Source organism: uncultured Bacteroides sp. (genome assembly GCF_949298305.1).
In the GTDB taxonomy this organism is placed as follows: Bacteria; Bacteroidota; Bacteroidia; order Bacteroidales; family Bacteroidaceae; genus Bacteroides.
The window spans coordinates 40503-53208 of record NZ_CASFWU010000014.1 but is presented as its reverse complement, the minus strand read 5'-3'; the positions used below and the strand labels follow the sequence as shown (position 1 = coordinate 53208).

General features: G+C 47.6%; 11 protein-coding genes. 7 read left to right on the top strand and 4 right to left on the bottom strand.

What is annotated here, in order from left to right:
• On the bottom strand, positions 1 to 208 hold a 208-nt coding region (locus Q1Y74_RS03300), incomplete at its 3' end, for a hypothetical protein (RefSeq protein ID WP_300812307.1).
• Between the two features lie 219 nt (positions 209 to 427).
• Positions 428 to 1990 (bottom strand): pectate lyase, encoded by a 1563-nt coding sequence (locus tag Q1Y74_RS03295; protein ID WP_300812306.1) that lies wholly within the window; start codon positions 1988 to 1990, stop codon positions 428 to 430.
• A gap of 151 nt (positions 1991 to 2141) precedes the next feature.
• Between Q1Y74_RS03295 and Q1Y74_RS03290 the strand changes: the two genes are divergently transcribed.
• From Q1Y74_RS03290 to metH, 5 genes are all read left to right on the top strand, one after another.
• The gene (locus Q1Y74_RS03290; RefSeq protein ID WP_300812305.1) at positions 2142 to 2669 is read left to right on the top strand and encodes a DMP19 family protein; all 528 of its coding nucleotides are present in this window, start codon (positions 2142 to 2144) and stop codon (positions 2667 to 2669) included.
• Between the two features lie 135 nt (positions 2670 to 2804).
• Positions 2805 to 3611 (top strand): hypothetical protein, encoded by an 807-nt coding sequence (locus Q1Y74_RS03285; protein WP_300812304.1) that lies wholly within the window; start codon positions 2805 to 2807, stop codon positions 3609 to 3611.
• Positions 3612 to 3614: 3 nt separating this feature from the next.
• On the top strand, positions 3615 to 4190 hold the full coding sequence (locus Q1Y74_RS03280) for a Yip1 family protein (RefSeq protein WP_300812303.1): 576 nt from the start codon (positions 3615 to 3617) through the stop codon (positions 4188 to 4190).
• Positions 4191 to 4224: 34 nt separating this feature from the next.
• Positions 4225 to 4677, top strand: a complete 453-nt coding sequence (gene smpB, locus Q1Y74_RS03275) for an SsrA-binding protein (protein ID WP_300812302.1) — start codon at positions 4225 to 4227, stop codon at positions 4675 to 4677.
• A gap of 20 nt (positions 4678 to 4697) precedes the next feature.
• Complete coding sequence (gene metH / locus Q1Y74_RS03270; protein ID WP_300812301.1) at positions 4698 to 7469, top strand: methionine synthase; 2772 nt, start codon at positions 4698 to 4700, stop codon at positions 7467 to 7469.
• 405 nt (positions 7470 to 7874) lie between these two features.
• On the opposite strand, the gene Q1Y74_RS03265 is transcribed toward metH, so the two are convergent.
• Complete coding sequence (locus tag Q1Y74_RS03265) at positions 7875 to 9299, bottom strand: transglycosylase SLT domain-containing protein (protein ID WP_300812300.1); 1425 nt, start codon at positions 9297 to 9299, stop codon at positions 7875 to 7877.
• Positions 9300 to 9310: 11 nt separating this feature from the next.
• Positions 9311 to 9919 carry a uridine kinase gene (udk, locus tag Q1Y74_RS03260; RefSeq protein WP_300812298.1) on the bottom strand — a complete coding sequence of 203 codons (609 nt, stop codon included), beginning with the start codon at positions 9917 to 9919 and terminating at the stop codon, positions 9311 to 9313.
• Between the two features lie 100 nt (positions 9920 to 10019).
• Between udk and Q1Y74_RS03255 the strand changes: the two genes are divergently transcribed.
• Positions 10020 to 10319 (top strand): Dabb family protein, encoded by a 300-nt coding sequence (locus Q1Y74_RS03255; protein ID WP_300812297.1) that lies wholly within the window; start codon positions 10020 to 10022, stop codon positions 10317 to 10319.
• Between the two features lie 15 nt (positions 10320 to 10334).
• Positions 10335 to 12362 carry a cytochrome c biogenesis protein CcdA gene (locus Q1Y74_RS03250; RefSeq protein WP_300812296.1) on the top strand — a complete coding sequence of 676 codons (2028 nt, stop codon included), beginning with the start codon at positions 10335 to 10337 and terminating at the stop codon, positions 12360 to 12362.
• The last annotated feature ends 344 nt before the right edge of the window (positions 12363 to 12706 follow it).

The following is a 12706-nucleotide window of genomic DNA, read 5'->3' as shown; positions in this document are numbered from 1 at the left end:
CCGAAATGTTAAAACAAAAATATTTTCTTGCGGACATTTTTATTTTATCGGCTGAAAAACAGCCGATAAAATTATCGTGTCGGAAAATAGAATGATTACCATCAGGCCAATTGGAAAAATTGGCTTTGATGGTAAATTCTAATCGCTTACTTCGGATACGGTTAGCTTTGTGGTTTATTTTGAATATTGAATTTCCTTCTTGGCTCAAGTTCTGCAAGTGTGAAACTTGCAAGGGCTGAAGGATTTATAACCCGCTGGGGAACTAGGAGTTCGTGCTGGATAGTTTGAGTGTATGATCGTTTTCCCACCATAAAGTATTGATTTAAATCCTTAACTACAGTCAATTAATGAACTTGTGATACTTAATTCTTGTTGTAGTTGATGTTAAGGGAATAACAAAAGATTGAGAATGTATGAATATGCCGATTTAGAAGTCTGTAGAACAAGGCGATTCTTTACTGCTTTCAATACCCGCTTTCATCAAATCGTTTACCAGGCTGTTGATATAGAGTTCCAGATAGCAATAACCGGTAGCTGGGTCTATGTCGCGATATGTCTTGCCGGCAGGAAGATTAATGTCAGCCCAGTTGTCTGGAATGCCGTCATTGTCTGTATCCTGTGGTTTCTCGATGCTGTTGTATACAGGCCATCCGCCTGCGTCAGCTTGTGAGTCGATGAGTCCATTGGTACTGCCGTTGCTACCTTCGTATTCGTACTGTCCGTTCTCAACATCGGCGATAATGCGTTGGTCTATGGCATCACGTTTTAGACAGGCTCCGGCGTAGTTTAAAACCTTCTGATAAGCATCGGTTGCGCTATGTGTCCCTACAGCTGCTACTTCAAACGGAATGTTGGCACGGATACCATCTAGACTACCGTCAGGAAGGTTGCCGTTGTTGAGGTTGGCATGAATGCCTTTCCAGTTGTCTTGGTTGACGGCATCAATCAGGGACAGTACTTTTTCCTTTTTTTTGTGATTTTGTATTTGCGGGCAACTGTTGTCGAAATAATTGCCGTTGACATAGAAAGTGCCCCAGATACCTTGTGGGTTCTTTTGTGAACCGTCATCAGCATTCGGTTGGAAAATCCGATTTACAAGGCTTTCTTTGGTAGCAGTGGAAGGACCGGGTTTGTAGTAGTTATTTACCATGTTGTAACTGCCTCCTTCGCCGGCATAGCCTCCGTTGGTGGGTCCCCAATTATAGTACACATTGTTACGCAAATCTACCAGTTCGTCATTCGGACGACCAGAGAAACGACTGCCGCAGAGGCGTGGCGTGCGGCTTTTGTGGTGTGCCATCAGGTTGTGGTGGAAGCTGGCTCCTTCTCCTCCCCAGATGCCGCCATAACCGTGGCTGCCTTTACCGTGTACAGAGTTGGTGAGGCTCTCGCTGAGGATGCACCACTGCATGGTGAAGTTCTTGTTGCCATAAAAAGACGAACATTCGTCTGTACTCCAACTCATGCTGCAGTGGTCTATTATGATGTTTTGCAGGTTGCGTCCCCACATGGCATCGTCTTCAGTCTTCAGTTCGTCACCCATACGGCTACGGATGAAACGTACTATGACGTTGTTCGCCTTGATGACGAACGAATAGTTTTTTAGACAGATGCCGTCACCAGGGGCTGTCTGTCCGGCAATGGTGACGTCGCCGTTTTTTATTTCGAGGGTTTTGCTTAGTTCGATGATACCTGATACATCGAATACTATGATGCGTGGTCCGCTCATCTTGAGTCCGGCCCGCAAGGAACCTGTGCCGTCATCGTTCAGATTAGTTACGTGATAGATGATGCCGCCACGTCCTCCCGTGGTGGTATTGCGGGCAAAACCTTCGGCACCGGGAAAAGCCGGTGCGTTGACTGTTACTTCTGGAGTTTCTTCAGGAGAAGGATTCGGATTTGTCGGAATATCAGTTGACGTAGTGGGGTTCCCGCCACAAGCCACTGTTAGCAGGAATAGAAAAGATCCTGTACAAATGAATTTTTTCATGGTTATCGTTATTTTTTGAATTGAGACGTTTAACTGTTCGCAAAAGTAAGGAAATGGGGGCTTGTTGAGGTGGAGATTTTCTTTTTCTATGTGTAACTTTCGTTCTTTTTCCTTTTTATTTGTAGTTTTGCATAACAAAAAAGCAATTCAAATGATTGAAGTAAAAGACAGTGCTTTGCGCCAAGCAGCCTCTGAGGGAATGGACGCTTTTATCCAAGTGTTTACCGATGCTTACAAACAAAAAATCGGCGGTGCTCTTACTGCCGAAACCATGCCGTTGCTGACGGCTGAGCAGCATTCGTTGCTGGCATATCAGATTTTTCGCGACGAGGTGATGGAGGGAGGCTTTTGCCAGCTGATACAGAATGGCTATGGTGGATACATCTTTGTCAATCCGTTTGCCAAAGTAATGCGCCTGTGGGGGCTGAACGACCTGGGACGATTGGTTTATGCGGCACGGAAGATATATGATGCCCATCGGCAGGATTTGGAACGCGAACGGACAGATGACGAGTTTATGGCCATGTATGAGCAATACGGGGCTTTCGATGATTTGGAAGACGAGTTTCTGGAAAAAGAGGAAGAATTTACCACTTGTATTGCTACCTACGTAGACGAGCATTTGGAGTTGTTTGCAAATGTTGTGAAGGAAGATAATGACGGACTGGATTGTAAATAAAGGTTAAATATGCTTGCTTAATGCAGTAATCGGTATCTCTTTCCATTTTCTTAAAAACAATGAAAAAACGGATGTGATACTATGTAAGCCGATTCTTTTGTCTAATTTTGCAAACCCAAATATTAAAAAAGAGAAATGAAACAAGTGAAACTTTTTGCAGTGGCCCTTACCTTATTATTGGGCATTTCTTTAACTTCATGTTTGAACACTGAGAGCGATCCCATTGTGACTGTACCTGTTTATGGCGAATGTGTGAATTATTATCCTCCTACGTTCTCCATGGCAAGCGGACAGCAGGTAGTGTTGTCTGGAACTACTGAGACTTTCACACCCGGCAACATGTATTTCTTTTATTTCCAATACGATTCTACCCAGCAGTCTGCCGAAGCTGAGAGCATTACGGGTACTCTCTACGCAGGTAGTACAGCCTCCGATTTGACTGCAAAAGGTTCGGAAGGCCCTATCTCTGAATCCAGTTATTCACAGGCTAATGCACCTATGTTCGCTCTTTCGGGATACATTTCAGTAATTTACGGAGGTGCCGGTAACATAGAGCCGTTTGTCGGATTTGACAACAAATGGTTGTTTTTGCCGATGGCTTATTGGATTAAAGTCGTTTCGGACGAAGATGAGCAGAAGATTGAACTGGATAAGCATACATTTGTGCTGACTTATAATATGGACGAAGTAAAGAACGGCGATACGGAATTGGTTCTGACCTTGAATCACGTAGTGGCAGACGGCAGTGAGGAGAATGTTGAACGTAAATCGTCCTATTATGCCGGTCTTAAGGCTTATAACCTGTCGTATGCTATCTATGCTTTCCAGGGAAAAGCAGGAGTTAAGCCTACAAGATTGAAAGTGGTAACCAAGACCAACTCGTCGAATGATTCTCTGGATGGGGCTACGGAGTCTGTATGGAGTTGTGATATTAAAGATTAATCCTTGAATTACAAAGATTTATTTCATAGAGCGTTTTTACTGATTTCCTCTCCGGCCCGTGCCTGGGAGGAAATTCGTTTGGTAGAGGATAGACGAACGGTATTTACCGATTTTGTCTATCCTATGATTGGTTTATGCGGGTTGTCTGTTTTCATTGGCGCTTTGCTGCTGAAAGGATGGGATGGCCCGCAAAGTTTTCAATATGCCATGACGCAGTGCTGTGCTGTGGCTGTTTCGTTGTTTGGCGGCTATTTTCTGGCTGCTTATCTGATTAACGAGTTGCGGGTGCGCCTGTTCATGCAGGAAAACGATTTGCGTTTAACTCAGCAGTTTGCCGGATATGCGCTGGTGGTACCTTTCCTTCTTCAAATCATTATTGGCGTATTGCCAGATTTTGTCATCATCGCCATGTTGTTTCAGTTTTATATTGTCTACATTGTGTGGGAAGGCAGTAAGGGATTGTTGCAAATTGCCGAGAAAGACCGTTTGCGTTTCACCATTCTTGCTTCTGCCCTGTTATTGCTTTGCCCGGTAGTGATACAATTTGTATTCAACAAGCTGATTTTGTTGCTGAACTGATGTCTCCTGATAGTGTATAAACTCTTTTTGATATATGAAACAAGCTCCTGTCAATATAAAAAACAAACGTGCTACGTTTGATTATGAACTGATAGACACCTATACTGCCGGCATCGTGCTGACGGGTACTGAAATAAAGTCTATCCGATTGGGAAAGGCGAGTCTGGTCGATACATTTTGCTATTTTTCAAACGGTGAATTGTGGGTGAAGAACATGCACATAGCCGAATATTTCTATGGTTCGTATAACAATCACTCGGCACGCAGGGAGCGAAAATTATTGCTGACTAAGAAAGAACTGGAAAAATTGGCTCGTGGGTCGAAAGATCCAGGATTTACTATTGTTCCAGTGCGTATGTTCATCAACGAAAAAGGACTGGCTAAAGTTGTGGTGGCTTTAGCCAAAGGAAAAAAGCAATATGACAAACGGGAGGCCTTGAAAGAGAAGGATGACAAGCGTGACATGGCACGCATGTTTAAATATTAACCGAGACGGAGGACGGAACGATGAAGAAGGCAAGTATGGAAGAACTGGTACGTGAACGCATTCTGATACTGGATGGGGCAATGGGTACCATGATACAGCAATATGGCCTGACAGAAGAAGATTTCAGAGGAGAACGCTTTATCCATCTCCCTGGGCAAATGAAAGGAAACAACGACCTGCTTTGTCTGACTCGTCCCGATGTGGTGCAGGATATTCATCGCAAGTATTTGGAAGCCGGAGCTGACATCATAGAAACCAATACGTTTAACGCCACGCGTGTCAGTATGGCCGACTACCATGTGCAAGAGTATGTTGGCGAGATTAATCGGATAGCGGCAAAAATGGCCCGGCAATTAGCGGATGAGTACACTGTCCGTTGTCCGGAGAAACCTCGTTTTGTAGCCGGTTCCGTAGGTCCTACGAACAAGACCTGTTCCATGAGTCCTGATGTGAACAATCCTGCTTTTCGGGCTTTGACTTATGATGAGCTGTCCGATGCTTATCGGGAACAGATGGAAGCCCTGCTGGAAGGTGGAGTGGATGCTCTTCTGATAGAGACAATCTTCGATACGCTTAATGCTAAAGCTGCGCTTCATGCTGCCGAATTGGCTATGGAGGCCATGAAGCGCCGGGTTCCTTTGATGCTATCTGTGACAATATCTGACACTGGAGGACGTACCCTCTCCGGTCAGACACTGGAGGCTTTTCTCGCTTCCGTCCAGCATGCTGATATTTTTTCTGTAGGTTTGAACTGCTCGTTTGGCGCCCGTCAGTTGAAGCCTTTTCTTCAACAATTGGCCTCCCGCGCTCCTTATTATATCAGTGCTTATCCCAATGCGGGGTTGCCCAATAGCTTGGGGCAATATGACCAGACTCCCGAAGAGATGGCGCGTGAAGTTAAAGAATATATTGATGAGGGGTTGGTCAACATCGTAGGCGGATGTTGCGGAACGACCGATGCTTACATAGCCCGTTTTGTCTCTATGGCCGAAGGAGCGGTTCCGCATGTGCCTGCTGCCCGTCCTGAATACCTCTGGTTGTCGGGGCTTGAATTGCTGGAAGTGAAGCCAGAGAATAACTTCGTCAACATTGGCGAACGGTGTAATGTGGCGGGATCGCGCAAGTTCCTTCGCCTGATTAATGAAAAGAACTACGATGAAGCCCTCAGTATTGCCCGCAAGCAGGTGGAAGACGGGGCACAAGTGATTGATATCAATATGGATGACGGTCTCTTGGATGCCACCAGGGAAATGACCACCTTTTTGAATCTGATAGCCTCCGAACCTGAAATAGCCCGTGTGCCTGTGATGATAGACTCTTCAAAATGGGAAGTTATCGTGGCAGGATTGAAGTGTTTGCAAGGCAAGGCGGTGGTAAACTCCATTTCGTTGAAGGAGGGAGAGGAAAAGTTCTTGGAGCATGCACGCACCATCCGCCGTTATGGAGCGGCAGCGGTGGTAATGGCCTTCGACGAACAAGGCCAGGCCGATACTTACGAGCGTAAGATAGAGGTTTGTGAACGTGCCTATCGGCTGTTGGTAGACAAAGTCGGTTTCAATCCGAATGACATTATTTTCGATCCCAATGTCTTGGCCGTAGCTACCGGCATGGAAGAACACAATAACTATGCGGTAGACTTTATCCGTGCGGCGGGATGGATTCTTAGGAATCTGCCGGGAGCCCATGTGAGCGGTGGAGTAAGCAATCTTTCTTTTTCTTTCCGAGGTAACAATTATATCCGCGAGGCCATGCACGCCGTTTTCCTTTATCATGCCATTCGCGAAGGCATGGACATGGGCATCGTGAATCCGGCCTCATCGGTACTTTATACCGATATTCCTTCCGGCATTCTGGAGCGCATTGAGGACGTGGTGCTGAACCGTCGTCCCGATGCTGCCGAACGCCTGATAGAGACTGCCGAGCGGTTGAAGGCGGAAGCGGAGGCGGCTAAGGGCAACAATCCCGAAGCGCGCTCATCGGCTGCTCATGCACAACTGGCTTGGCGCGAAGGCACTTCGGTGGAAGACCGCCTGAAATATGCGCTGACCAAAGGAGTGGGGGACTATCTGGAGGAAGACTTGGCCGAGGCCCTGAAGAAATATCCGCGGGCGGTGGATATCATCGAAGGCCCTCTGATGGCGGGTATGAACCACGTGGGCGACCTCTTTGGGGCGGGCAAGATGTTTCTGCCCCAGGTGGTGAAGACGGCACGCACCATGAAGAAGGCGGTGGCCATCCTGCAGCCGGTCATCGAGGCCGAGCGGACGGATAGTACGGCTTCTGCCGGCAAGGTGCTGCTTGCCACGGTAAAGGGCGATGTGCACGACATCGGCAAGAACATCGTCTCCGTCGTGATGGCCTGCAACGGGTATGAGATTATAGACCTCGGGGTGATGGTGCCCGCAGAGACCATTGTGCAGAAGGCACAGGAGGAGAAGGTGGACATGATTGGTTTGAGCGGATTGATTACACCTTCGCTGGAAGAGATGGTGCATGTGGCTGCCGAACTGGAGAAGGCCGGTCTGGATGTCCCTTTGCTGATAGGTGGTGCCACCACCTCGCAGCTGCATACGGCCCTGAAAATTGCTCCCGTTTACCATGCGCCGGTGGTGCATCTGAAAGATGCTTCACAAAATGCCACGGTAGCTGCCCGCCTGATGAATCCTGTCCAGCGGGAAGATTTCGTTCGCCAGCTTGCTCAGGAGCAGGAGGCTTTGGCATCTCGTGGCAATCGGCAAATCAAGACCGTTTCCATCGAGGAGGCCCGGGAAAATCGTCTCAATCTGTTCTGAGGCCTTATGGCCTCAACCTATTCCGGCATAACCCATTGAGGATTTGTCCGAAAAACAGGAAAAATAATAGTTTCTTTAATCCCTTTGGAATTCCATTGTCCTTGGAATATCCATTCGATAGTCTTTGGAATACCTATTTCATTGTCCTTGGAATATCCATTCGATAGTCTTTGGAATACCTATTTCATTGCCTATGGAATACTCATTCGATAGTCTTTGGAATATCTATTCCTTTATTTTTGGAATTAGAGTTAAACTTAAGTAAAATACTTGTAAGTAGTGGGGAAACTGCCTCTAAGTAACGATAAAACTACCTCTAAGTAGTGGGGCAACTTCTTATAGGTAGTTTCGGCCTGTTGGTTTATGCCCGTCCGGACATAAGCTCGCATTGAGCGGGGATTGACGTTAACCTTTTATCTTTTTCTTATAGAGTTCGAAGCGGGCGATGATATCCCTGACAAAGTTATAGGTTTCACGCCCTCGGAAATATCCGTTCTTGCAGACAGGGTCTGTGAAATATTCCTCTTCGCTCTTCAGCAGGATGAAGGTCTCCACATTGTCCCGCCAGACGTTTTTATTCTTGCCATATTTCTCGGCCAGTGCCATGGCGTCCAGCACGTGTCCGATACCCGAATTGTAGGAAGCCAGTACGAAGTTGATACGTTCCTCCTCAGGCAGGTGGTCGAAGCTTTTGGCCGTGGCGGCAATGTATTTCGTTGCGGCTTTCACACTCTCTTCAGGATTCTGCTCCTTGCCGGGTGGCACTCCCATGGCGCGGGCGGTGGAGGGCATGAGTTGCATCAGACCTTTAGCCCCCGCCCACGAAACGGCGGTGGTGTCGAAGTTGGACTCGGTATAGGCCAGTGAGGCCAGCAGGCGCCAGTCCCAGTCTATTTCGGAGGCATATTTCTTGAACAAGGCGTCGTAGTGGGATATTTTGCCTTCCTTCAAAGAAAGGATGGGGCTGTGGGTGATGCTCTTGCTGTTTTCAAAGTAGCGTTTCATACTGGCCGTATAGTCCGGCGAAGTCATGTTTTCTTTATGCCAGAGGTTGGCTGCTTCAGCCAGTTTCGGACAATCTTTACGTACGGCCCACGATGCCCGTTGGTCGAAACTGATGGCCAGTTCGGTGTTCAGGTTGGGGTAGTAGGTCTTGTTCAGTCGGGCTATGTCATTGTCTGCTACCGTATAGGGAATGATGCCTTGGGACACTTGCATAATGAGGTCTTCGGCTGTGATACTGTCGTTGGTTACCCGATGAATGCGTATGCCTCCGCCCAGCTCTTTGTCCAGATTGACCAAGCGTTCATAATGTTTTCCAGGTTTAACATATACGTCCTTGCCAATCAGTTCGGTTACGTCTTTGAGTAGCTTGATGCCTCTTTCGCTTTGTCTCTGGATGATGACCTGGTGGGTGATGACCTCTTCCCCACAGTATACAAGGCTGTCTTTCAGTCGGTTGGTGATAGGTAACGTGTAAGCGATAAGGTCTCCCTCGCCGGCCAGCAGTTTCTGAATCAGTTCGCGGCTGTTTTTTGCCACCTTCACTTTCAGTTTTACCCCCAAACTTTTAGCGAATTGTTGGCTCAATTCGTATTGAAATCCCATGTCTTCTCCCCGGTAAATAAAGTAGGACGTGGAACTGTATAAGGTCAATACGGTCAGTTCGCCGCTGTCTTTAATCTGTTGCAGGTCGTCAGTGCTTTTGGGGTTAGAGGAGTTCTGTGGAGTACCTTTACAGCCCAGCAGGCAGCAGAGCAGGAGAAGGACGGACGAAAAAATGAGCTTGCGTCCGGTTCTCAGGCGGTGGAGGGAGATAGGGATGTGCATGATTTATCAGTTCATTTCAGGTGCTTCTTGATGTACATGGTCAGTATATCTATGGCCACCCGGTTGTTTCCTCCTTCGGGCACGATGAGGTCTGCATAGCGTTTGCAAGGTTCGATGAATTGCTGGTGCATGGGTTTCAGTACGCGGGTATATCTTTCCATGACGGCTTCGGCTGTCCGTCCTCGTTCTATGACGTCTCGTTGTATGACGCGGATGAGGCGTTCGTCGGGGTCGGCATCCACAAAGACTTTCAAATCCATCATGTTGCGCAGCTTCTTGTCGCACAGGGCCAGAATGCCTTCAATGATGATAACCTCCCGCGGTTCGATGTGAATGGTTTCAGGCAGACGTGAGCAGGTCAGGTATGAGTAGGTAGGCTGTTCGATGCTCTTGCCTTCGCGCAACATGGTAACGTGCTTGGACAACAGACTCCATTCAAAGGCATCGGGGTGGTCGAAGTTGATGTTTTGCCTTTCTTCCACGGGCACATGGCTGCTGTCTTTGTAATATGAATCCTGTGGCAGCAATACTACTTCGCCTGCAGGCAGGCTTTCGATAATTTTTTTTACGACGGTGGTCTTTCCTGAACCGGTACCGCCTGCTATTCCTATTATTAACATCCGTTTAAATGTATTTTTAAAACAAAACGAGTATTTTTGCAGTCGTTTTCGGCTGCATTTGCTGACAAATATAAAGATAAATCATTAAAATAACAAAGTTATGGTAAAACACATTGTTTTGTTCAAGTTGAAAGAGGAAGTTCCGGCCGATGTAAGGCTGGCTGCGATGAACAGTTTTAAGAAGGCCATTGAGGCGCTTCCCGCCAAAATCCCTACTATTCGCAAGATTGAGGTGGGGCTGAATATCAATCCGTCCGAGACTTGGAACATTGCACTTTACAGCGAATTTGACACCTTGGAAGATGTGAAGCATTACGCCGTTCATCCCGATCATGTGGCTGCCGGCAAACTTTTGGCTGAGGTGAAAGAGAGCCGTGCGTGTGTAGATTATGAATATTGATAATGAATTTGGCAGATGAAGAAGATTCTATTCTCCTTATTATTTATAGCCATTGCAGGGGCTATGGCCGTACAGGCTCAGATTCAGGAGCCGGTGAAGTTCAAGAGCGAGTGGAAGAATGTTTCGGCTACCGAAGCCGAGATTGTCTTTACGGCAACTATCGACCAGGGGTGGCACGTCTATTCTACAGACTTGGGTGACGGTGGTCCCATATCGGCCACATTTAATATTGATAAAATCTCGGGAGCCGAACTGGCTGGCAAACTCCGTCCCGTAGGCAAGGAAATTTCGGGCTATGACGCAATGTTCGAGATGAATGTACGCTATTTCGAGCACTCGGTTCAGTTCATCCAGAAGCTGAAACTCACTGGTGGCGCTTATCAGGTGGAAGGCTTTTTGGAGTATGGTGCCTGCAACGATGAGAACTGCCTTCCTCCCACACAGGTAGAGTTCAATTATAGTGGAAAGGCCGAAGGGGCTGCTCCTGCCGCTGCTCCCGTTGCTGCAGCGCCGGTTGAAGCGTCGGCGGATACGGCCTCTACAGAGGCTGTCAGTGTCATTGGCGGAGCTGACGGCCCTACGTCCATTGCCGTTTCCGGCAATGATTTGTGGAGCCCTGTCATTGACGAACTGAATGCTTTGGGTGAAACCACTTCGCAGGAAGACTTGTCGTGGATTTACATTTTCATCACTGGTTTTGTCGGCGGATTGGTTGCCTTGTTCACTCCTTGTGTATGGCCTATTATCCCAATGACCGTCAGTTTCTTCCTGAAACGTAGCAAGGATAAAAAGAAGGGTATCCGCGACGCCTGGACTTATGGCGCTTCGATTGTTGTTATTTATGTCACATTGGGTCTGGCCATTACCGGAATTTTCGGTGCAAGTGCGCTCAATGCTCTTTCTACCAATGCCATCTTCAACATATTCTTCTGTCTGATGCTGGTGGTGTTTGCAGCTTCCTTTTTCGGTGCGTTCGAGATTACACTTCCCTCCAAGTGGAGCAATGCGGTAGACAGTAAGGCTGAGGCTACTACCGGTTTGCTGAGCATCTTCCTGATGGCTTTCACTTTGTCGCTGGTGTCTTTCTCTTGCACAGGACCTATCATCGGTTTCTTGTTGGTACAGGTTTCAACAACGGGCAATATGATTGCTCCTGCCATCGGAATGCTTGGCTTTGCCATTGCTTTGGCCCTGCCCTTCACGCTTTTTGCCCTCTTCCCTTCCTGGCTGAAGTCTATGCCAAAGTCGGGTGGATGGATGAATGTCATTAAGGTGACGTTGGGTTTCCTTGAACTGGCTTTTGCGTTGAAGTTCCTTTCCGTGGCCGACTTGGCTTACGGCTGGCGCATTTTGGACCGCGAGACTTTCCTGGCCTTGTGGATTGTACTTTTTGCTCTGTTGGGCTTTTACCTGTTGGGCAAAATCAAGTTCCCGCACGACGATGACAATACCAAAGTATCCGTCCCCCGTTTCTTCCTGGCGCTGGCCTCGCTGGCATTTGCCGTCTATATGGTACCCGGCCTGTGGGGAGCCCCGCTGAAGGCGGTCAGTGCCTTTGCTCCTCCCATGAAGACACAGGATTTCAACCTCTATACCAACGAGGTTCACGCGCAGTTTACTGACTATGACTTGGGTATGGAGTATGCCCGTCGTCAGGGTAAGCCCGTCATGCTGGACTTCACAGGATATGGTTGTGTCAACTGCCGTAAGATGGAATTGGCTGTGTGGACAGACCAGAAAGTATCGGATCTTATCAATAATGATTATGTACTCATCACGCTCTATGTAGATGATAAGACCCCGTTGCCCGCTCCCATGAAGATTATGGAGAATGGTAAGGAACGTACCTTGCGTACCGTGGGCGACAAATGGAGTTACCTGCAGCGTGTGAAGTTCGGAGCCAATGCACAGCCATTCTATGTCTTGATAGACAATGAGGGGCTTCCGCTCAACAAATCCTATTCTTACGATGAGGACATTGACCTGTATGTAAACTTCTTGCAGGTCGGTTTGGACAATTACAAGAAGGCCAAATCTGAGTGACCGACATTTAAGCCTGTGCATCCCGATGGCATGATGACAGGTAAAATATGTTGATTGGATTTCTGCGTTTCCTACCTCTCGCTTCAATGCCTTCGGGCAGCTTGTAGGGTACAAATCGTATGCTGTAGTCAAAGAGGCTCGGAGGTGACATCAAAGAGGCTCGGAGGCAATGTCAAAGAGGCTCGGAGAGAATGCCGGAAAGGCTTGGAGAGAAAGCTATGGAAACCTGAATATTGTACCAATCCGTATCGGATAGGAATTGTTTTTGACAAAGTTCGCTGATATAACTCAAGTTTCGCAAGTACGAAACTTACAGGAGTTAAAAGGAGTTATCGCCCGTCAGA